Source organism: Mesorhizobium huakuii (assembly GCF_030160235.1).
GTDB lineage: Bacteria > Pseudomonadota > Alphaproteobacteria > Rhizobiales > Rhizobiaceae > Mesorhizobium > Mesorhizobium huakuii.
In genome coordinates this window covers 64,754-86,201 of record NZ_BSNY01000071.1, presented here as the reverse complement: position 1 = coordinate 86,201, position 21,448 = coordinate 64,754, and the positions used below count along the sequence as shown (strand labels likewise).

Below are 21,448 nucleotides of genomic sequence, written 5' to 3'. Positions count from 1 at the left end.
TTTTGTTTCAGATCGGCAAATTCAACCGAAGCAATCCTGACAGCATCATGCCAGCTCGACAGCAGTTCGGGGATCAGGTGCGCGCGTTGCGCGGGCTCGTCAACTTGAGCGCGCCGAGGGCCACGAAGCACAGAACGGTGACCGGAAAGATCATCCAGTTCAGCATCTCCCAGCCCCAGGCGTTGTAGACCATGCCAGACAGTAGCGACGCGCAGGCGACCGAACCGAACAGGACGAAGTCGTGGAAACCCTGCACCTTGCCCTTTTCCGACGGCCGGTAGCTGGCCGCGACCATGGCGGTGGCGCCGATGAAGCCGAAATTCCAGCCGAGGCCGAGCAGGATCAGGGACGTCCAGAATTGCCACAGCGCCAAGCCCGACAAGGCAACGGCGGCACAGCCGATGAGCAGGACCAGGCCAATGGCGACGATGCGCTCGGCGCCGAAGCGGTGGATCAGCGAGCCGGTGAAGAAGCTCGGCGCGAACATCGCCATGACGTGCCAGGAAATCCCCAGCGTCGCATCGTCCTCCGACAGGCCGCAGCCGACCATGGCCAGCGGCGCACCGGTCATTACGAAGCTCATCAGCGCATAACTGCCGACGGCGCAGAACAGCGCGGCGACGAAGCGCGGCTTGGTGACGATTTCAGACAGGGGCCGGGCATCGCCGCCGGAAACGTCAACCTTGCTCGCCGCCTTCGCTGGCAGGCGCAGAAACGACAGGATAATCGCGCCCACGGCCGCCAGCGGCAGGATCGAGGCGAACGATCCGGCAAACATCACCGGCGCGAACAGTTCCCGGGTGAAGATGACGATCTGCGGCCCGAGGATGGCGGTGATGATGCCGCCCGCCAGCACGAAGGAGATGGCGCGCGCCTTGAACTGCGGCGGCGCGTTGTCGGCGGCGGCGAAGCGGAATTGCTGGACGAAGGCGCCACCGATGCCGATCACCAGCAGCGCGAACGCGAACAGCCAGAAACTGCCGTGGAAAAGCGCCAGTGTGGCAATCAGGCCGCCAAACGCGGTGACGACGGTTCCGGTCATGAAGCCGCCGCGCTGGCCCAGCCAGCGGATGATGGCCGCCGCAGGCAAGGCGCCGAGCGCGACACCGATGTTGAAGCCGGTGATGGGCGCCGTCGCCAGCGATTTGTCGGCACCGAGCAGGTATTGCCCGGCCAGCGCCCCCATCGAAATCGCGATGGGCGCCGCCGAGCCGATGATTGCCTGCGAGGCGGCGAGGATCAGCGCGGTGCGCCGCGCCTCCCTGCCCGTCTCGATGGCGATGGCCGTCACGAGGCGTCCTTGCCGCGCCCCTCGCCGCGCACCCAGCGTGAAACGCGGTCGAGCACGGCATTGACGAGTTTCGGCTCGTCTTCCTCATAGAAGGCCTTGGCGATGTCGACATATTCCGAAACGATGACCGCCACCGGCACGTCTTCGCGCTTCATCAATTCGTAGACGCCGGCGCGCAGGATTGCGCGCAGCGTCGAATCGAGCCTCGACAGCGGCCAGTCATCGGTCAGCGCCTGGCGGATGACCGGATCGATTGTCTTCTGGTCCTCGACGACGCCAGTCAGGATGGCGCGGAACCATTGAGCATCCGCCTCGCGATAGAGCGCGCCATCGACTTCCTTGCCGAGCCGGAATGCCTCATATTCGGCGGTGATCTCGAAGACGCCGCTGCCGGCGACATCCATCTGATAGAGCGCCTGCACGGCGGCCAGACGGGCGGCGCCGCGCTTGTTGGCATGGCGCACAGCCGGCTGTCCGGGCGAAGCGGGTTCGCTCACGATCGCGCTCCCAGTTGTTCCTTGAGCGCGATCATGGTCAGCGCCGCGCGCGCGGCAAAGCCGCCCTTGTCGCCTTCCGAGCGCTTGGCCCGTGTCCATGCCTGTGCATCATTCTCGGTGGTCAGGATGCCGTTGCCGATGCAGACCGAGTCCTGCACGGACAGGTCCATCAGCGCGCGGCTGGATTCATTGGCGACGATGTCGAAATGATAGGTGTCGCCACGGATAATGGTGCCGAGCGCAACGAAGCCGTCGTAATTTGTGCCGCCTTCCGCCGCGCCGTCCAGCGCGAAGGTGATCACTGCGGGAATTTCGAGCGAACCTGGAACGGTGACGACGTCGTAAGTTGCGCCCGCTTCATCGAGCGCGCTCGTCGCGCCGTCGAGCAGCGCGTCGGCAAGGTCGTCGTGAAAGCGCGCTTCGACAATCAGCAGATGCGCCTTCGCCTTCGGACGAATGAAGGCTTTGCCGTGTTGGGATGTACCAGCCATAAAAGTCTCCGGGGGGTTGCCGGTGACTTAGGCCGAAGCCGGATTGATCGCAAGCGGAAGATTGCTGGAGGGTGTCAAGCGGGTCGGACAGGCTGGTCCGGCAAACTTGCTAGAGCCCCTCTTTCGCCGCCTCCGCCAGCCGAGCGGCGTAGCGGGCCATGGTATCGATCTCGAGATTGACGCGGTCGCCGACCTTGCGGTCGCCCCAGGTGGTCACGGTCAGCGAGTGGTGGATCAACAGCACGTCGAAGCGGGTGGCCTCGACCTTGTTGACGGTGAGCGAGGTGCCGTCGAGCGCGACGGAGCCCTTTGGGGCGATGAATTTGGCCAGATGGCGTGGCGCCTCCAGCGTGAAGCGCACCGCGTCGCCCTCGTCCTTGCGCTCGACGATCTCGGCGGTACCGTCGACATGGCCAGACACGATGTGGCCGCCGAGTTCGTCGCCGATCTTCAGCGCCCGCTCGAGATTGACCTTGCTGCCGGATTTCCAGCTCGAGGCCGTGGTCAGCCGCAAGGCCTCTTCCCAGGCCTCGACCTCGAACCAGCGCGCGTTCGAGCCATGTTCGGGCAGCGCCGTGACCGTCAGGCAGACGCCGCCACATGAGATCGAGGCGCCGATGGCGATGGTCTCGGGGTCATAGGCGGTATCGATGCGCAAGCCGACGCCTTCGCTGAGCGGCTTGACGGCCGCGACGGTGCCGATATCGGTGACAATTCCGGTGAACATCGATGCTGATCCCTAGAGCATGATGCCGAAAAGTGTGAAGCGGTTTTCGGACGACATCATGCTCTATCACTTTGATTTAGAGCCGGATTCAGATTTCAGGTCGACTCGACCTGAAATCATCCGGCTCTAGAGGTCTCTTACCCACTCGGCGTAGCTGTCCTCGCCGAAGCGCATCTCGCGCAGTTTGCGGAAGCCTGCCGGGATATGGTCAGCGTCGACCGGCGATGCAATGCCATCCTCGCCGATCGCTTCCGGCCCCTGGAACAACACGATGCGGTCGACCAGATCTTCGTCGAGGAATGCCTTGGCGACCTGGGCGCCGCCCTCGACCAGCACGCTTGCCATGCCGAGCGCCGCCAGGTCTTCGAGCAGTTCCGGCAAGGCGACGACGCCGTCATGGGTTTCGGTGCCGATGAAGCGTACGCCGGCGCGTTCGAGTGCGGCGCGACGATGCGGGTCGGCTTCGAGACAGGCAGCGACATAGAGCGGCACGCGGTCGACACCGGAAACCAGCTTCGAGGCTTCCGGGAGCCGGATCTGGCGATCGAGGATGATGCGCGCCGGCGAACGGTTTTCCAGCCCCGGCAAGCGCACGGTCAGCGCCGGATCGTCCTCCAGCGCCGTGCCGATGCCGATCAGGATGGCATCGGACTCCGCGCGCATCAGATAGACGTCGCGGCGCGCGATCTCGCCGGTGATCGCAACCTGGCCGGCGCCTTTCCTGCCGATCTTGCCGTCGCTCGAAAGCGCAAGCTTCAGCGTCACTTCCGGGCGTTTTCGCAGAGATCGAATCAAATAGCCCGCCATCTGCTCGGCGGCTTCCGTGGCCAGCACCTTCTCGACCACCTCGATGCCGGCGGCGCGCAGGATCGCATAGCCCTTGCCGGAGACGCGCGGATCCGGATCGCTGGCGGCCCCCACGACGCGCGCAATGCCGGCATTGACCAGCGCGTTGGCGCAAGGGGGCGTGCGGCCGTGATGGGCGCAAGGCTCCAAAGTGACGTAAGCCGTGGCGCCACGTGCCAGTTCGCCAGCCTCGGCCAAGGCCTCGGTCTCGGCATGCGGCCGGCCGCCAATGGCGGTGACACCGGTGCCGACGATCATCGGCCCCTCGCCGTCATCGCGCACGATGATCGTGCCGACGGAAGGATTGGTGGAGGTGCGGCCGGCATTCCTGCACGAAAGCCGCAAGGCGGCGGCCATGAAACGACGATCAAGGGCCGCTTGTTCGGCCTCGCTCAGTTGCGATGCTGCCATGCTCAGCCGGCGTCCTCTTCACTCTTGTCTTCGTCGCCCTTCAGCTCGCCCAGCAATTCGTGGAAATCCTTGGCCTCGCGGAAATTGCGATAGACCGAGGCAAAACGCACATAGGCGACGTCATCGAGCGACTTCAGCGCCTCCATGACCAGCCGGCCGACCTCGCCGGAGGCCACTTCCGTCTCACCAGAGCTTTCGAGCTGGCGCACGATGCCGGTCACCGCGCGGTCGATGCGTTCGGGATCGACATTGCGCTTGCGCACCGCGATCTCAACCGAGCGCAGCAGCTTGTCGCGGTCGAACGGCACTTTCCGGCCCGACTTCTTGACCACGACAAGGTCGCGCAACTGGACGCGTTCGAAGGTGGTGAACCGGCCGCCGCAATCTGGGCAGACACGCCGCCTGCGGATCGCCGCGCCATCCTCGGCGGGGCGCGAATCCTTCACCTGCGTATCTTCGGACTGGCAATAGGGACAGCGCATGGAGAGCCTTGGGTTCGCGAATCTGGTGAGGCGAAAGGCTTAGAGCCTTTCCGACCGTGATTGAAGCCGTTCCGTCTCTTCAACGGACTGCAGCATCAGAGATAGCGAGGCGCGAGGAAGATTGCCAGCGCGGCAACCAGCCAGACGGCGATGCCGCCGGCAACGGCCAGTCGATAGTCGACTTTGTCGATGAACAACCAGCAGGCGCCGAGGAAGGCAAGATAGGCGGGAATTGTCTTCATTCCAGCAAGGCAGGCATCGCGGAAACCGCCTGGATCGCCCTTGGCGCCGACGGCGAGCAAGGCAATGACGGCAAAGGTCGGCGCCAGCGGCAAGATACCCGGCAGGACATTGCCGCGCTTGGACGCCCAGACGATCAGCGCCGTCACCAGCCCGCCGACCACGCCCTTCCAGACAATATCCATCCGCGATTCCTACTGCGACCGGGCCGTCACGGCGCGACGTCCTTGGTCGGGAAGCCGCAAGACGTTCCAAGGTTGCGGTAGGCCTTGGTGAAGCCGTCCATCGGGATGCTGGCGAAGGCCTGCTTGCCGAAAGTCACGTCGAGCGAGACGACCTGACGCATGGCTCGCAACAGCGCGAGACTGGTCTTGGCCTGATTGTCCACACTCCAGCTCGGACGGCCGATGCCGGCATCGTTGGAATAGACCGTTGCCGAAACCTTGACGCCGGGATCGCCGAACGTCGCCGCGATCTTCTTGCCGGTCGGCAGTTGCTTGTTGTCGACGGTGAGCATGATGGCCGGATAGGCATCGGGCGGCAGCGCATCGCCAGTCGAGATCGACAAGGTCAGCGTGCCCGAATTGCCGCTCGCATCGAAGAACGCCGTCGAAGCCGCGCAGGTCTTGTGCGCATCCTGGCCGGTATCGAGCGTGTCGACCATGGTTGTCCATCGGCCGAAGGTGCTTGTGACAGGCATGTCCGGAGCGGGCTGTGTCTGGGCCGAAGCAGGCCCATAAACAGCCAGCCAGCCGACAGCGCCGAGTAAGGCGATACGAAAATTGCGCATCATCGTTTCTCCAGTTCCATGCGCCACCCGATCAGGGGTGGCGCACCGCCGGCGGATAAAAGATGACGCTTCGCGCCTGGTCAATCGATAAGGACGGTCAGCCGAGATAGGGATAGAGCGGAAAACGATCGGTCAGCGCCACGACCTTGGCCTTGACCGCCGCCTCGACCGAGGCATTGCCCTCGTCCGAATTGGCGACCTTGAGGCCATCCAGCACTTCGGCGATCAGCTTGCCGATCTCGCGGAATTCGGCCTGGCCGAAGCCGCGCGTGGTGCCGGCCGGCGTGCCGAGGCGCACGCCCGAGGTGACGAAGGGCTTTTCCGGGTCGAAGGGAATGCCGTTCTTGTTGCAGGTGATGTTGGCGCGGCCAAGGGCTGCCTCGGCGCGCTTGCCGGTGGCGTTCTTGGGGCGCAAATCGACCAGCATCAGATGGTTGTCCGTGCCGCCTGAGACGATATCGAGGCCTGTCTCCTTGAGGCTCGAAGCCAGCGCCTTGGCGTTGGCGGCCACGCTTTCGGCATAGACCTTGAAGCTCGGCTTCAACGCCTCGCCGAAGGCCACGGCCTTGGCTGCGATGACATGCATCAGCGGGCCGCCCTGCAGGCCGGGGAACACCGCCGAGTTCATCTTCTTGGCAATGTCCTCATCGTTGCACAGGATCATGCCGCCGCGCGGGCCGCGCAGCGACTTGTGCGTGGTGGTCGTCACCACATGGGCGTGCGGCAATGGCGAGGGATGCACGCCGCCGGCGACGAGGCCCGCAATATGCGCCATATCGACCATCAGATAGGCGCCGACCGCATCCGCGATCTCGCGAAAGCGCTTCCAGTCCCAGATGCGCGAATAGGCGGTGCCGCCGGCCAGGATCAGCTTCGGCTTGGTCTCATGCGCGGTCTTTTCGATCGCGTCCATGTCGAGCAGATGGTCTTCCTTGCGCACGCCGTAGGAGACGACCTTGAACCACTTGCCGCTCATGTTGACCGGCGAGCCATGGGTGAGATGGCCACCGGAGTTGAGGTCGAGGCCCATGAAGGTGTCGCCGGGCTGCAGCAGCGCCAGGAACACCGCCTGGTTCATCTGGCTGCCGGAGTTCGGCTGGACGTTGGCGAAATTGCAGCCGAACAGCTTCTTCGCCCGTTCGATGGCCAGTTCCTCGGCCACGTCGACGAACTGGCAGCCGCCATAGTAGCGCTTGCCCGGATAGCCCTCGGCGTATTTGTTGGTCATGATCGACCCCTGCGCCTCGAGCACCGCGCGGGAAACGATGTTTTCCGAGGCGATCAGCTCGATCTCGTGGCGCTGGCGGCCAAGCTCGTTGCGGATGGCGCCGAAAATCTCCGGATCGGCGTCTTCCAGCGTGGTTTCGAAGAAGGATTCGAATTTGTTCGACGCTGCCGCTGCTGTTGCCATGGCCTGAAATCCTCCGGTTCGGGGCAATTTGTTTATGCTTATCGTTGCCCCAAAACCGCTGCACACTTTTGGGCGACACGCATTGCCGCGCCATTAACACAGTTGTTTTCGACCCGCCACGTTTGCGGCGCGAAATTTGCTGGCCGGTTTGCGGCAGAGACTGCAAATCCGCAGCCCCTGAGCATCGCCGGTCCTATTTCCGTGTCTGCCTGCCGCTCAAAAGAGCTTCCGTGAGGGTGATCTCGGTGAACAGCGCCCGCGCGGTGTGGTCGTTGATCTCGCCGCGGCGAAGCATGGCGCGCAAGGCGTCGCGCTCGGCGGCGATACCGGAGAGCCTCAGATCGATCTCCAGCCTTCCCGCCTCGCGCATCTCGGCGCGCGCCTCGTCGGCCTCGTCGGATGCCGCGATGCGGCGCTGGTAGGCAGCGACAATGCCGTTGGCGGCGGCGAGCTTGAGGCCGGGCACATCGCCCTCCTCTTCATCCGTCTGTGCGATGCTTTCGAGGTGGGCGATCGCCGCCTTCGCCGCGCCAACGCGCGCCATGCGTTCCTCGGCGGCGCCGGCGTCTTCGCCGGGCTCGACCAGCCCGCGCGCGATCACCGGCAAGGCCAGGCTGGCGATCACCAGCGAGCAGATGATGACACCGGCGGCGAGGAAGATGACCAGGTCCCGCGCCGGGAACGGCGAACCGTCCTGCAAGGCCAGCGGCAGCGACAATATGCCGGCCAGCGTGATGGCGCCGCGTACGCCCGCCACCGAACCGGCCAGCCGCACGCGCAGGCCGAACGGTTCGGCCTTCCGCTTGCCGAGCCGCGCGGCAAAACCGGCCGTGATGTCGCCAATCCAGATCCAGACGAAGCGGAGCGCGATCAGGCAAAGGGTCAGCAGCAGAACCGTCAAGACCGGCTCCAGAAGCCAATGGCGGCTGGACAGCTCGGGCGGCACCTTGCGGATGATTTCGGGAAGCTGCAGGCCAAGCACGATGAACAGCGCGCCGTTGAAAACGAAGGAAAACGTCGTCCAGAGCGAGATCGTCTGCATGCGCGCCGAGACGCCGAGAAAGCGGAATATGCCAGTGCTCCCGGTCAAGAGACCGGCGGCCACAGCGGCGAGGATGCCCGAGGCCCCGAAGTGCTCGGCGCCGAGATAGGCGACGAAAGGAAGCAGGATGGTGATCAGCACCTGCGCCTCGGCCGGCACGCCACCGATGCGATTCAAGAGCCGCAGCGCCTTGGCGGCGACGAACAGGGCCGCCACGCCGGCCAGGATACCGACCGCCACGGCATAGAGAAAACTCAGCGAAGCGGCGGCAAAGGAAAAACTGCCGGTCAATGCCGCCGCGACGGCAAAACGGAACATGACCAGACCCGACGCATCGTTGAGCAGGGACTCACCTTCCAGAATATGCATCAACCGCGCCGGAACGACGTTCCTGTCGACGATCGAGGAGACGGCCACCGCATCGGTCGGAGACAGCACTGCCGCGAGCGCGAAGGCTACGACCAGCGGAATGCTCGGCACCAGCCAGTGCAAGGCATAGCCGAAACCGACAATGGTGAAGAAGACGAGGCCGATGGCAAGGTCGAGGATCGGTCCGCGCAATGCCATCAGCTCGCGCTTGGGCGCGCCGAAGGCGTCGCTGAACAGCAGCGGCGGAATGAACACCAGCAGGAACAGTTCCGGATCGATCTCGACATGAATGCCGCGCACCGGCCAGGCAAGGACAGCCCCTATCGCGATCTGCAGAACCGGCAGCGGCACCCGCACAAGCCGCACCAGCGCGCCGGAAACGGCGACGAAGACGAGCACGACGAGGACAAAGATGGCGGCTTGCATGGCACGATTCCGGCTGTTTGGCGAACCATGCGCAATCGTCGGCCTCGCGTCCAGACAACGCCGGGACGGCTATGGCCGACAGGCAGCAGCCCGGATGGCCGCATCAAGCGGATAGCAGAAAAAAGGCCGGCACCTGGCGCCAGCGCAAAGCGGGGTTGACTGACGGCTTGCACCGGGCTGCTGCCTTGCGGCTGACATACGGCTGTGCCACGCTGCATCACGGCTGGCGAACGGGGGTTCGATCGATGCTGTCACGGATCATGGCACATGCCGAACCGGCGCTGGCGTCGGAAACGGCCGAGGAAGCGAGCACCGCTTATTTCGCGGCAATGGAAAGCTTCGGCGCTTCCTATCTGCAGACCCGCCTCTACCGAAGACCGACAGCGACGCTGACATCGGCCAGCCATTGGGCGGCCGGCGGCTTCATCACGCGACTGGCGCCGGCGGACTGGCCGGGCAGCCCGGCATTCGACTATGTCTGCTTCGAGTGCAATCCGCTGCTGGGCGCTATCCGCGAAAGCCGCACGCGCTACCGCTTCTCCGACTTTGCCCCGCGCGGCAGCGCGCAGTTTGGTACCTACTGGGAGGCGCTCGGCGAAGCCGCGATCAACGACGCCCTGTGTTCCACCTCCTATGGCGCAGACGGCGCCATAGCCTCGCTGCATCTCGGCTTCCAAAAACGCGACTTCACGGATGAAGAGAGCTTTGCCATCCAGATGGCCGGCCTCGTGCTGACGGAACGGCTGATGAGCCTGACGACGCCCCCGCCCACCGCCACCGTGCGGTTGACGGTGCGCGAGCGCGACAACCTGGCGCTTGTCGCCGAAGGCAAGACGGATTGGGAAATCTCGGTCATTCTCGGCATTGCCGAAGCGACGGTGCGCTTCCATGTCGACAATGCCAGGCGCAAACTCGGTGCCGTCAACCGCGCGCAAGCGGTGGCGCGGCTGGTCAACCAGCGGCTGATCTAACGCTCCCCGCAAACAAAAGGCCGCCCCTTCGAGCGGCCTTTCATCAAGATTATCAATCGTTTAGAGCGAAGATGTGATCTGCAGTTCGCTGGCGCCGTCCAGCGCGTATACGTCGTCGCGGAACTGGACGACGCCGGGTCCGGTCGACCAGGCCGAGAGATAGAGGAAGTGCACCGGTACCGGGTTGGTGACCTGGATCGGCGTGTTCTGGCCGGTCTTGATCGCGGCCTCGAAATGCTGGCGGTCCCAGCCGGGCGTGTCGCGCAGGATCCATGTGACGAGATCGCGCACGTTCTGGACGCGCACGCAGCCCGAGGAATCGAAGCGCATCATCTTGCCGAACAGGCTCTGCTGCGGCGTGTCGTGCATGTAGACGCCGTCCGGGCTCGGGAAGTTGATCTTGACCGACGCCATGGCGTTTTCCGAACCGGGATCCTGGCGGAACCTGTACTTGGCCGCATCATCCGTCGACCAGTCGACATTCATCGGATCGACCTCGCTGCCATCCGGCGCGAACAGGCGGATATGGCTGTTCTTCAGATAGTTGGGATCCTTCCGCATCAACGGAATGATGTCCTTGCGCACGATCGAGACCGGCGCGTTCCAGTACGGATTGACGATGATCTCGTTGATCTTGGAATTGACGATAGGCGTCTGGCGATCGATCTTGCCGACGATAGCGGTGTGGCGCAGCACGACACGGTCATTCTCGACCGCCTCGATCTGGGCGGCCGGAATGTCGACCAGCACGTAACGGCTGCCCAGCGTGCCGGCCTTCTCCTTCAGCCGCTGCAGATTGGTCTGCAACTGGCCGAGCCGAACCTGCGCCGAAACATTCATCGCCGCATAGGTGTATTTGCCCATGGAGCCGTCAGCAGGCAAGCCATGGCGCAACTGGAACCGCTTGACCGCCGAGTCGACATAGGAATCGAAGGCCGTCGAAATGCCGGCGCTCTGCGACAGATCGCCCGCGACCATCAGGCGCTTGCGCAACGGCACCACGTCCGGGTCATCGACGCCGAGTTCCAGTTTCTTTGTCGCGGGAACTTCTACCCAGCCGCCCTGCCCGACAATATTCTGATACTGCGCGACCGCCTGCTCGGTGAACGCAACGGTCTGCGGGCTGAAGATCGGCAGCGTCGAGGCCACCTTGCCGCCTTCGCTGGCGCGGGCGTCAAACTGGTCGTCCCAATTGCCGCGGGCCGAGGATTTCAGGATATCCCCGATCACATCCTGCGCGCTCGCACGGCCGGCCACCATGGCGGCGGCGAGCAACGAGGCTCCGGAAAGGAAAAAACGGCGGCTGGTTCTCATGGACGTTCCAGACATTCCTGTAGCATTCGATCAAGGGGCGATTTTGCCCGCACTCTAGAGTTGGCAATCTTAACAATTAGCCAACCATGTCCGCATCGGTTCGGCTACAAACGCGCGACGCACGATACAAGTTCCGGGTGAACGCACGGCCTTGACCACAGCATCACCGGCATCCTCGGTTCCATTGGAATATGGCGGCAACGTGGCCTTGGCCCGCAATTTGCTTCGGCCGCCCGCACGAAAAGAAATGTGCGTGCTTTTTCGGTACCTGACCATGAGCCGCGTCATCGCCGCGGCGTCATAGTGGGAATGCAGCGCCCGGGAGCCGCACTGTTCTATCGGCAGGATCAGGGCTTTGACCCGGTCTTGGCCTCCAGCTCCGAACACCGTTGCAGCACCTGGTACTCGGGATACCGCAATATCTTGTTGTCATCGAGCTTGAGCAACAGCGCGCGTCTCTTCTCGACACTCTGCTCATCATCCGAGCAGGTCATGTCCAGGATGACGGCGTCCAGGCCCCTGAGCTTCTGGACCCTGTCGAGGGTGCATCCAACTTCCCACATGTCCACCGACTTGTCGGTGAAGGTCACCCTGGAATCATTGTTGTCGCAGGGGCTGCTGCCTTCGATGGCGAAGGAATCTTTCCACCACTCCTGCGCGGAGGCCATTCCCGGTGCCAGCATGAGCACCGCGGCAACCGAACAGATTTTGCAGCAGCTCCTCCGACCCATCATGGCCCCTTTCTTGGCGACATTAGGCATTGTGAAGGCGAAAACAAAGCGTGCAGCGGAAGCCGCCGCTTGCCGGCTTCAGGTGCTGCATCGGTCAAGCGACGGGCCACCCGAACTGCCGGCTGTCCACGACAAGAAAAAGAGCCGGTGCTTTTCGGCACCGGCCCCTGACTGAAGGTCGCTGTTCGGGCCGTGCTTCTGCGGCGCGGCTGCCGTTCGTGGATGGCTTACATCCGGTAGGCGATGGTGTCGTTCCAGAAGCGGTCGAGCCGCTGCAAGGCACGATTCATCTGCTTGAACTCGTCGGTGTTGATGCCGCCGACCTGCTCGATCGAGCCGACATGGCGCTCATAGAGACCGGCGACGACCTCGGCCACCTCGTTGCCCTTCGGGGTCAGCGAGACGCGGACCGAACGACGGTCGATGCGCGAGCGCTGGTGGTTGATGAAGCCGAGATCGACCAGCTTCTTCAGGTTGTAGGAGACGTTCGAGCCGAGATAGTAGCCACGCGAGCGCAGCTCGCCGGCGGTCAGCTCGGAATTGCCGATGTTGAAGAGCAGCAGCGCCTGGATGGCGTTGATGTCGGAACGGCCATTGCGGTCGAATTCGTCCTTGATCACATCAAGCAGACGGCGGTGCAGCCGCTCGACGAGTTGCAGCGATTCCATGTACAGCGAGCGGATAGCCTCGCGGCGGTCGTCGGAAACGTTGGCGGTCTTCGCCGCCGGACGCGAATTGATCATTGTCTTTGCCTCTCGTTTGTCGCCCTGGTGATTTTTTGTTTTTCACCTTGATCGCGACACTATCGAATACTCATAAAATTCGACTTAAACGCTAGGGCTAACAAGAGCTTACCGGTAAGAGGTTTCGGAAGAGGCTTAACGAACGGTCACCCGAGTAAGGATAATTAACCTAAAGGCTTAGGCAGTCATCGCAGGGCTCAATCCGAGCGTTTGCCAAGTCGTCAATGCCCTCAACGGCTTAGTGCCTGATGGGGCGTTTCTGCAGCCAGATGACGACGCGAAAGACGATATAGAGCAGCGCCACCGCCGCATGCGAGATGACTATCAGCAGCCGATGGCCGAAAAGCTCGGGGAAACCGGCATACATGACGGTCTCGGTGATCGCGCAGATGAACCAGATCACGGGGCCCCACGAGGCCAGCATCCACAACCCCGCCGCGGCAAAGGGGAAAAACACGGCGAGCACCACCGCCGCCACCTGCCAGTGCACCGGCATCAGGTCGAAGCGCCACAGCGGGCCAGGATAGAAGCCGATCAGCTTGATCCAGTAGAGGATGCCGAACAGCAGGCAGTAGCCCGCGATGACGCGCTGGAACCAGGCAAAGATCACCTCGACCGTCGAGGGCTGCAGCACGACGCGTCTCGACGTCACCTCGCTCATAGCTCGAGTTCCCGTTCGCCTAGCGGGGCGAAATAGGCCTCGACATCCGCCTCGCCGACCGCGTCGAGGCTTGCCGGCCGCCATTGCGGCTTAGATCCCTTGTCGATGATGGCGGCGCGGATGCCTTCATAGAAATCGTGGCCGGCAAGCATGCGGTTGAGGATTCGGAACTCCATCTTCATGCACTCGTCCATCGACAAGGTCTGCCCGGCGCAGATCTGCCGCCAGGCGACGTGAAGGCTGGTCGGCGAGCGCGTGCGCATCGTCGCCAGCGTCCTTGCCGCGAATTCGTCGGCGCCCGCCGCGCGGTCCAGGCTGTCGATGACATCCTGGAGCGACGGCTGAGCGAAATGGCGGGAGATTGCTTCCAGCGCCGCCCTGTCGGTCTCCCGCTTTGCCGGGACGAAGAAACCACGCAGCACAGATTCCGGATCGCCGGTCAGCACCAGCCGATCAAGAAAGCTGGCCTGGTCTTCGGCCTTGATGGTGTGGGTGGCCAGCCCCGACCACAGCGCATCGCCATGGCGGATGCGGTTGCCGGTCAAGGCCAGATACATGCCGAAGGAGCCGCCAAGGTCGGGCAGCAGATGGCTGGCGCCGACATCAGGGAAAAAGCCGATGCCGACCTCCGGCATGGCGAACTGGGCATTCTCGGTCATCACCCGGTGCGAGCCGTGAAAGGAAATACCGACGCCGCCGCCCATGACGATGCCGTCGATGAGCGCCACATACGGCTTCTTGAAGCTGTTGATATGGGCGTTGAGCCTATACTCGTCGGCGAAGAACTCGACCGGCGCTTTTCCAGCCCGGCCGGCCTGATAGATGTGCAGGATGTCGCCTCCGGCCGAAAACGCCCTGCCCTCCGCCTTGACCAGGACAAGGTCCACGCCGTCGTCACGCTCCCAGGCATGCAGGGCCTTGCCCAGCGCCTTGACCATGCGATGGGTGACGGCATTGAGCGCCTGCGGCCGCGTCAGCGTGACGACACCGGCCCTGCCCAAGCGCTCGAAGCGAATTTCGTCGCCTCCATCAAAATCCATCGCCAGAGAATCCCTCCCCCGCGCCTGCGGGACTGAAGTGCTAAAGGCGGCGCATGGGTGCGTCAATGGCAGCGGCCTCCGCGCCGTGGTCTTGGCGACCGGCGGCGGCCGATGCTACGAAGATCGCCGCCGTTGCCAGCGATGCGCCGATATCGCGCACAGACGGCGTCGGGGAACAGTTGGCCATGCCCGGATTTCTTCGTGCGGTGTTTTTGACGATCGGGGTCGTGATCGCTGGCCTGGCGCCTTGTGCTGCATTCGCCATCACGACCGACGATCTCTACCAATCGCGGACCATCGTCACCGGCCAGGGCGAGGTGAACCGCCAGATAGGCTTCAAGGATTGCCTGGACCGGGTCCTGGTCAGGGTTTCAGGCGATCAACGCCTGCTTGAGAAACCCGAAATGGCGGCTCTGCGGGACAAGGCTGGCGATTTCGTCGAGACCTTCCGCTACCACGACCGGCTGGAGGGCATTCCGATCCATGACGAGCAAGGCACGCATGACCGGCCGCATGATCTGACCTGTCTCTACAAGCCCGCCACGGTCAACAAGCTGCTCGCGCAGCTCGGCGGCAAGCCCTGGCTTGGCGAGCGGCCAACGCTTGCCGTCTTTCTCACCGTCGAACAGGGCGCGAGGCATTTCGCGCTCAGCGCCGAGGAAGAGCGTGGCAAGACGATGCGCGAGTCTTTCGCCAATGCCACCGATCCGCTGTTGATGCATGTCGTGTTTCCGAAGGCGGCACAACTGGCCGAGCTGGGCGAAAAAGGGCTGCGCACCAACGACATGGCAAGGCTGGATCTGCTGGCCAAACGGGCCGGTGGCGCACAAGCGCTCGCCGGCAGCATCGTATGGAGCGACAAGGAGCTCGGCTGGATCGCCGACTGGCGACTGGCCGATCACGGCAAGACCTATCGCTGGCAGGTACGCGGCGTCAGCTTCGACGATGCGTTCCGTGTGGCAATCGGAGGCGCGGCACGGATTCTTTCCGGCAATGGCCAGCCTTGACCGGATGGGCGGGGCGGGACAAGCTCGGCGAGCCGCCACATCTTCGCAGCCCGCATTCCCAAGGACATGAACCCTATCCCGGCCGACTTCAGAGACGACGCATACTGGCCCTCGAGCAATTCCAGGAAAAGTGTCAGCGGTTTTCCCGGGAAAAGCGCGTAGCGCTTTCCCTAGAGAATTGCGTCAAAACAAAGAGTTAGAGACGTTTGCCGTTTCCGTGAAATGGTGAACGGCCCTAGCGGCTCCGAAGCTCCAGGCTGAAATCAGGATCGTTTAGAATTTGGCGACCGAAGAAGTAGGCGCCTACCGCCGTTAGATGGCCACCGGCCGCTGCTACCCAGCCCTGACCATCGACGTAGGGTGCGCAGTCGCTTTGCCACGATATGGCGCAAAACAGCCGACTGGAATCGACCGTCGTGAAGCGTCCGTTCTCCTGACTGTGCATGGTCTCAAAACTGGCCTTTGCCTCGGCGAGGGTCACAGGTATGGCGCCCTTCGATGCGTCGCCATTGGCAACTAGGTTTTTCGCCTTCCAGTCTTCGATGTCGACAAATTGCGGCATGTCGCTGAACCAGAATATTCGGGCCCCCAGCGGCTGCCAGAATCGCAACGCTCCATCGATCTGCTCTGGGGTGTAGACGTTCGGATACTGCTTGTTCGCGATAACGAGATCGCGGAATTTGTGAATTCTAGCGTATTCCTTGACCCAATCGAATATCTGGCGGCAATCCGCAGTCATGAGGCTAGGAACTGAAGAGCAGCCGGCCACTGTCATCTGGGCAACTTCAACGCCGTTGAGTTTGAATGCCGCGGCCTTGTCGGCGGCATGACTGTCGCCGATCACGAGTATCGATGCGCCGTTGCCCGAGCCTATGCATTTCCAATCGCGGAGGAATTGGTCGATCGGCGGGCTCATGTCGGCACGGAAGTGGCACACGCCCATGCCGATCGCCCTACTCCGCGTGCTGACTTCGTCGTCGAGCTTGCCGAGGGCTTCGAAATACCTGCCGGCCAGTTCGCCATAGCGGAAAGAATATCCGGCCGTCGCGTTGCCACCAATTCCGAAACTGATCAGTGCAATAGCAGCCGCGCTGCCAGCTGCAAATATGGTAGGTCGAGTGAACCGCTTCCGGTCGCGGAAGGGGGTCTCAACGAAAAGCCAGGTGACGGTGGCCAAGGCGAAACTAAGCAGCAGGATCGCACACGTAATTGCGGGCGAAAGTGCGCCCATCTGTTGGATTCTGGCCAGAGCCAAAAGGGGTTGGTGCCAAAGGTACAGTGAGTAGGAAATCAGCCCTAAATGGGCGATCCCCGGTGCAGCGAGCGCCCTTCCAACGCCGCTGGTGGCCGTGGCCGACACAAGCACCATAGCCGTTCCGGCGCACACAGGAACCGCTAGAAAATTTGGAGCCACGGGGCCTGGAAGCACAAAGAGGGAAAGTCCGATCAGGCTGCTGCCGATGATCGCCACAGTTTCTCGATAGGGGACATGCTTTGCTGTCACGAACGCACAGGCCGAGCCTATGAGCAGTTCCCATGTTCGGGTGTCCGGGCGAAAGAATGCGGCGTCAGGCGATGTCGTCGAAACCATCTGGCCTCCCGCAAGCGAAGCCAGGGCAAATCCCACGATTGCGATGATGAGCACCCTGTCCGCCGCTTCTGTGGCGAACACAAAGAGCAGCGGAAACAGCACGTAAAATTGTTCTTCGACGCCCAAGCTCCAGAGATGGAGCAGAGGCTGCTGGTCTGCCGAGGTGGAAAAGTAGTGCGTCTGCGCCAGAAACCAAAAGTTGGCGCTGAAGGTAAAGGCGGCGATCACCGACCCCGCGAATTCCTCCATCCGAATAGGCGTCAATATAAACCATGCGCCGAGGGCAGACGAGGCGACGACGATCACCAATGCGGGCACGATCCGGCGCACCCGACGCTCATAAAAACTGACAATAGAAATGGAGCCGGTCCGGCGGCGCTCATCCAGCAGCAGCCCAGTTATCAGGTAACCACTGATGACGAAGAAGATATCAACGCCGAGATAGCCGTTCGCGAAGCCATCGAAGCCCGCATGAAAGAGCAGCACAGGTACGATAGCTACGGCCCGAAGCCCGTCGATTTCCGGTCGACGGACGAGCGTCACCTGTGCGAGCCTTTTATGGCTCGTTATAAGTACTGCCTCGGCAGCCAAGAGAAATTCCCCCAAGGTTGGCCATTTTGCGATCCACAAGCCGTTTACACGATCGGCAGCGGTGTCGGCAAACGACGCGAAAATATCGGTGAGAACCCGAGCATCGGCCTACCGAATGCCGCCTCGATCAGTCCCGCGCTTCTCCTGAGGTCATATCGCTGGGCGGCCATGCCAAAGCCTACGGGGGGCTACGCGGCGGCTGTGCAAATCACATTTGAAGGGTGGTTCAAGCCGCGCAATCTACTGCCCAGTGAAGTTGCGCAGAGGTGCCAACGACTTTGCGCGCTACTCCAAGAGGGGGAGACTGGCGGCTTCGGCCTGGCACAATCGTGTCGCATTGGTCAGCGGCAGGGGCTCGTGATAAAACCCGCTGATCCGGAGTATTGGCCATGAACAAATTCACCCCGACAAAGCCAGCCGGCGCGCGCAGCGTCGATGACGTCACCGGCAGCCGCCGCTTGCGCCGCATGCGCAAGGCAGACTGGTCGCGCCGTCTGGTGCGGGAGAACCGGCTTTCGGTCGACGACCTGATCTGGCCGATCTTCGTCGTCGAGGGCAGGAATGTGCGCGAGCCGATCGCCGCGATGCCTGGCGTCTTCCGCCTGTCGGTCGATCTTGCCGTCAAGGAGGCCGAACGCGCGGCCAAGCTCGGTATTCCGGCACTCGCCACCTTCCCCAATGTCGAACTGGCCCTGCGCGACCAGACCGGCTCGCACATCCTCGACCCGGCAAACATCATCAACCGCGCCACCCGCGCGATCAAGGACGCGGTGCCCGGGATCGGCATCATCACCGACGCGGCGCTGGACCCGTTCACCAGCCACGGCCATGACGGCATCCTGCGCGACGGCATCATCGTCAACGACGAAACAGTCGAACAGGTCGCGGCGGCGGCCGTAATCCAGGCAGCGGCCGGCGCCGACATCATCGCGCCGTCCGACATGATGGACGGCCGCATCGGCGCCATCCGTGACGCGCTCGACGCCAACGGCTTTCAGGACGTCGCGATCATGTCCTATGCGACGAAGTTCGCCTCGGCTTTCTACGGCCCCTATCGCGAGGCGGTCGGCACCGCCGGCCTGCTCAAGGGCGACAAGAAGACCTATTACATCGACCACGCCAATTCGGACGAGGCGGTGCGCGAGGCCGAGCAGGACATCGCCGAGGGCGCGGACATGCTGATGGTCAAGCCCGGGCTGCCCTATCTCGACATCATCCGCCGGCTGAAGGACGAATTTCAGATGCCGACCTTCGCCTACCAGGTGTCGGGCGAATATTCAATGATCAAGGCGGCCGGCGCCAATGGCTGGATCGACGGCGAGAAGGCGATGCTGGAATCGCTTCTCGCCTTCAAGCGCGCCGGCTGCGACGGTATCCTGACCTATTTCGCGCCCGAAGTGGCTGAAATGCTGAAGGGATAGCAGGCATTGCTCCGGAGGCTGGGCAAGCACTTCAGATCGATGTTCAACCCCAAACCACGTGGCGACATCCACACGCCCGGGTATCATGCTTACGTTACGCTCCATGACTGGACTGTCCCCAGCACCAAGCTGTCCAGCGCGATCGGTCGCCTTTCGGACAAGGACAAATCGGCCCTGGATAGCGCCTGGGCAGAGTTGCTAAGCGGCCTCACGGGCTGGAAGACGAAGAACCTGATCTTGGCTGCAGACATGGCCGCAGAAATCCGTGACCGCGTACCGGAATCGGGCCTCCGCGATACGGCTATTTCCATTCTCTTCGATCAGTCTGGTTCCATGCGCGGCCAAAAAATGCTGTACGCCGCGGCATCCGCCGACATCGTGCAGGAGTTCTTGAGCACACTCGGCATCAAGGTCGAACTCTTGGGCTTCACGACTTGCGGCTGGCGGGGCGGTCAATCGAGGCGCATCTGGAATGATGACGGCCGCCCGCCCAATCCTGGAAGGCTGAACGATCTGCTTCATGTCATCTACAGGGATGCTACGGACAACCGCCAGAGCAGCATGGGTGTTGCGCTTCAGCCGATGCTGAGACCCGATCTACCCAAGGAGAACATCGATGGCGAAGCCATCGAATGGGCCAGCGGACGCCTGCGGGAGCGTCCTGAAGCTCGCAAAATTCTACTCGTTGTTTCCGACGGAGCACCTGTCGACGACGCGACGCTTCTGGCAAACGGGACACACTATCTGCACGACCATCTTTTGCAGGTGATTGGAGAACTTGAAGCAGCCGGCGACATCGAACTGTTGGCTATTGGCCTGGGCTTTTCCGCCGAGCGCTACTATCGGGTGTCTGCGCATTGCAAGATTCCTTATGATCTCGCCGGTGCGATGCTCGCTCTTTTGCGTGCTCGTTTGATCACTAGCCAGAATACGCAGGGCCAAGACCGAACGCCTCGATCGTGAGTTGAATGGCGCGGCACAGGCATCGCCATTTTCCGCTGACAAGCGGTGTGGAGCGCGGCTAGTATATGGGCACGGCCGGAGGCGGCCGGCAGCCCGCACCTCGCCACGAGGTATGGCGAACGCCTCCAGAGGATGCTTCCTGACCCGTTTCACCGTCGGGCGAAGGCGGCGGCAATGCGGGCACTGACGTTGACTTCGCCGTGACCGGAGGAAACGGACATGCTTGCCTATGGCGATGCCAGGACCATGGCGAAAGCCATGCGGCAGGCGCTTGCCGCCCGCGATCTGACGATCAGCCACAGCGAGGCGCTGGAGATCGTCGCGCGCCAGTTCGGATTGGCGACCTGGAATATCCTGTCGGCGAAGACTGTCGAGGTCATCGCCCCCTTCAGCAACCATATCCGCTTCATGGAACTCACTGGCGAATGAGCCGATGCGGCGGCCGTTCCGGCGACCGCCGGTTGCCATTCAAACCGCTCGTCACGAACAATGCGGATCTCGTTTGGAGGCGAGGTTCACCTATCTGCCTTCTCGCCCTGGAAAATAGCACTTGCAATTCGCAATCGGTTTGCTACAAAACAACCGCTTGCGAAACACAACCGGTTATCGAGGAGGCTTTCATGTCCATGCTGCGTGTCAACGCATTCACCCTGTCGCTCGACGGCTACGGCGCCGGTCCCGATCAGGATCTGCAAAATCCGCTCGGCGTCGGCGGGGAATCCTTGCACAAGTGGTTTGTTGATACCCCAACCTTCCGCAAGATGGTGCGCGGACAAGATGGCGGCACCACCGATGTCAACGAGGCGTTCGCGGCGCGCAGTTTCGAAAATCTGGGCGCCTGGATCCTCGGCCGCAACATGTTCGGGCCGATCCGCGGCGAATGGCCTGACGACAGCTGGAAGGGCTGGTGGGGCGCAAACCCTCCCTACCATGTGCCCGTTTTCGTGCTGACGCACCACGCGCGGGCGCCGATCACGATGGAAGGCGGCACGACCTTTTATTTTGTGACCGACGGCATTCGTTCGGCGCTCGAGCAGGCGAAGGCGGCGGCCGGCGGCAAGGATGTGCGGGTCGGCGGCGGCGTCTCCACCATCCGGCAATATCTGCAGGAGAGATTGATCGACGAGATGCATCTGGCAATCTCGCCGGTGTTGCTTGGCAAGGGTGAGCATCTCTTTGCCGGCCTGGACATGCTGAAGCTCGGCTATCAATGCACCGAGCAGGTGGCGACGGCGCTTGCCACGCATGTGGTGATCAAGCGGGGTTAGCCTCTTTCTCCCCGTTCTACCGGGAGAAATGCCCGGCAGGGCAATGAGGGGCGGCGCCGACGTTTGGAGGTTAGAGCATCCGATGGCAATAAATTCATCAACGCCAGCGCCGCCCCTCATCCGC

21 protein-coding genes and 1 pseudogene are annotated in these 21,448 nt (G+C 62.7%); 6 read left to right on the top strand and 16 right to left on the bottom strand.

Translation table 11 applies throughout. The features are described 5' to 3' along the window. Positions 1–73: 73 nt before the first annotated feature. The 10 genes from QQK95_RS32625 to QQK95_RS32580 form a co-directional block, all read right to left on the bottom strand. Positions 74–1,291, bottom strand: a complete 1,218-nt coding sequence (locus tag QQK95_RS32625) for an MFS transporter (protein ID WP_284278661.1) — start codon at positions 1,289–1,291, stop codon at positions 74–76. Next, positions 1,288–1,788 (bottom strand): transcription antitermination factor NusB, encoded by a 501-nt coding sequence (gene nusB, locus QQK95_RS32620; protein WP_284278659.1) that lies wholly within the window; start codon positions 1,786–1,788, stop codon positions 1,288–1,290. Before nusB ends, QQK95_RS32625 begins: the two co-directional genes overlap by 4 nt. Further along, positions 1,785–2,279, bottom strand: coding sequence for a 6,7-dimethyl-8-ribityllumazine synthase (gene ribH / locus QQK95_RS32615; protein WP_284278656.1), 495 nt, complete (start codon positions 2,277–2,279; stop codon positions 1,785–1,787). The genes nusB and ribH overlap by 4 nt, the downstream gene beginning before the upstream one ends. Before the next feature lie 109 nt (positions 2,280–2,388). After that, positions 2,389–3,006 carry a riboflavin synthase gene (locus QQK95_RS32610; RefSeq protein WP_284278655.1) on the bottom strand — a complete coding sequence of 206 codons (618 nt, stop codon included), beginning with the start codon at positions 3,004–3,006 and terminating at the stop codon, positions 2,389–2,391. A 126-nt stretch (positions 3,007–3,132) separates the two neighbouring features. Then, positions 3,133–4,263 carry a bifunctional diaminohydroxyphosphoribosylaminopyrimidine deaminase/5-amino-6-(5-phosphoribosylamino)uracil reductase RibD gene (gene ribD / locus QQK95_RS32605; RefSeq protein ID WP_284278654.1) on the bottom strand — a complete coding sequence of 377 codons (1,131 nt, stop codon included), beginning with the start codon at positions 4,261–4,263 and terminating at the stop codon, positions 3,133–3,135. A gap of 2 nt (positions 4,264–4,265) precedes the next feature. Then, on the bottom strand, positions 4,266–4,745 hold the full coding sequence (gene nrdR, locus QQK95_RS32600; RefSeq protein ID WP_010915593.1) for a transcriptional regulator NrdR: 480 nt from the start codon (positions 4,743–4,745) through the stop codon (positions 4,266–4,268). 95 nt (positions 4,746–4,840) lie between these two features. Further along, a complete protein-coding gene (locus tag QQK95_RS32595) occupies positions 4,841–5,170 on the bottom strand; it encodes a GlpM family protein (RefSeq protein ID WP_019857610.1) in 330 nt (109 codons plus the stop codon). A gap of 26 nt (positions 5,171–5,196) precedes the next feature. After that, positions 5,197–5,775, bottom strand: a complete 579-nt coding sequence (locus QQK95_RS32590) for a hypothetical protein (RefSeq protein ID WP_284278652.1) — start codon at positions 5,773–5,775, stop codon at positions 5,197–5,199. Between the two features lie 97 nt (positions 5,776–5,872). Continuing rightward, positions 5,873–7,186: a serine hydroxymethyltransferase gene (gene glyA, locus QQK95_RS32585; protein WP_284278651.1), complete on the bottom strand. Its 1,314-nt coding sequence runs from the start codon at positions 7,184–7,186 to the stop codon at positions 5,873–5,875. A gap of 193 nt (positions 7,187–7,379) precedes the next feature. Next, positions 7,380–9,023: a Na+/H+ antiporter gene (locus QQK95_RS32580; protein ID WP_284278650.1), complete on the bottom strand. Its 1,644-nt coding sequence runs from the start codon at positions 9,021–9,023 to the stop codon at positions 7,380–7,382. A 245-nt stretch (positions 9,024–9,268) separates the two neighbouring features. Between QQK95_RS32580 and QQK95_RS32575 the strand changes: the two genes are divergently transcribed. Then, the gene (locus QQK95_RS32575) at positions 9,269–9,994 is read left to right on the top strand and encodes a helix-turn-helix transcriptional regulator (RefSeq protein ID WP_284278649.1); all 726 of its coding nucleotides are present in this window, start codon (positions 9,269–9,271) and stop codon (positions 9,992–9,994) included. 60 nt (positions 9,995–10,054) lie between these two features. Here the strand turns inward: QQK95_RS32575 and QQK95_RS32570 are convergent, their stop codons facing one another. From QQK95_RS32570 to QQK95_RS32550, 5 genes are all read right to left on the bottom strand, one after another. Continuing rightward, positions 10,055–11,308 carry a L,D-transpeptidase family protein gene (locus QQK95_RS32570; RefSeq protein ID WP_284278648.1) on the bottom strand — a complete coding sequence of 418 codons (1,254 nt, stop codon included), beginning with the start codon at positions 11,306–11,308 and terminating at the stop codon, positions 10,055–10,057. 347 nt (positions 11,309–11,655) lie between these two features. Further along, positions 11,656–11,976, bottom strand: a complete 321-nt coding sequence (locus QQK95_RS32565) for a hypothetical protein (RefSeq protein WP_284278646.1) — start codon at positions 11,974–11,976, stop codon at positions 11,656–11,658. A gap of 290 nt (positions 11,977–12,266) precedes the next feature. Then, the gene (gene ldtR / locus QQK95_RS32560; protein ID WP_008875359.1) at positions 12,267–12,782 is read right to left on the bottom strand and encodes a transcriptional regulator LdtR; all 516 of its coding nucleotides are present in this window, start codon (positions 12,780–12,782) and stop codon (positions 12,267–12,269) included. Between the two features lie 238 nt (positions 12,783–13,020). Beyond that, positions 13,021–13,443: a DUF6163 family protein gene (locus tag QQK95_RS32555; protein WP_284278637.1), complete on the bottom strand. Its 423-nt coding sequence runs from the start codon at positions 13,441–13,443 to the stop codon at positions 13,021–13,023. Next, on the bottom strand, positions 13,440–14,483 hold the full coding sequence (locus tag QQK95_RS32550) for an enoyl-CoA hydratase/isomerase family protein (RefSeq protein WP_284278636.1): 1,044 nt from the start codon (positions 14,481–14,483) through the stop codon (positions 13,440–13,442). The genes QQK95_RS32555 and QQK95_RS32550 overlap by 4 nt, the downstream gene beginning before the upstream one ends. Before the next feature lie 185 nt (positions 14,484–14,668). Here QQK95_RS32550 and QQK95_RS32545 point away from each other — a divergent pair, with 185 nt between their 5' ends. Then, positions 14,669–15,490, top strand: a complete 822-nt coding sequence (locus QQK95_RS32545) for a DUF2066 domain-containing protein (protein WP_284278635.1) — start codon at positions 14,669–14,671, stop codon at positions 15,488–15,490. A gap of 235 nt (positions 15,491–15,725) precedes the next feature. On the opposite strand, the gene QQK95_RS32540 is transcribed toward QQK95_RS32545, so the two are convergent. After that, complete coding sequence (locus QQK95_RS32540) at positions 15,726–17,672, bottom strand: acyltransferase family protein (protein ID WP_284278633.1); 1,947 nt, start codon at positions 17,670–17,672, stop codon at positions 15,726–15,728. Positions 17,673–18,061: 389 nt separating this feature from the next. Here QQK95_RS32540 and hemB point away from each other — a divergent pair, with 389 nt between their 5' ends. The 4 genes and pseudogenes from hemB (at position 18,062) to QQK95_RS32520 (ending at position 21,324) form a co-directional block, all read left to right on the top strand. Beyond that, the gene (gene hemB / locus QQK95_RS32535) at positions 18,062–19,093 is read left to right on the top strand and encodes a porphobilinogen synthase (protein ID WP_284278632.1); all 1,032 of its coding nucleotides are present in this window, start codon (positions 18,062–18,064) and stop codon (positions 19,091–19,093) included. 39 nt (positions 19,094–19,132) lie between these two features. Continuing rightward, positions 19,133–20,056, top strand: coding sequence for a cobaltochelatase CobT-related protein (locus QQK95_RS32530; RefSeq protein ID WP_284278630.1), 924 nt, complete (start codon positions 19,133–19,135; stop codon positions 20,054–20,056). Positions 20,057–20,275: 219 nt separating this feature from the next. Continuing rightward, positions 20,276–20,422, top strand: a pseudogene (locus QQK95_RS32525) (glyoxalase superfamily protein); the annotation flags it as partial. 254 nt (positions 20,423–20,676) lie between these two features. Beyond that, positions 20,677–21,324 carry a dihydrofolate reductase family protein gene (locus QQK95_RS32520; protein ID WP_284278810.1) on the top strand — a complete coding sequence of 216 codons (648 nt, stop codon included), beginning with the start codon at positions 20,677–20,679 and terminating at the stop codon, positions 21,322–21,324. Positions 21,325–21,448 lie beyond the last annotated feature (124 nt).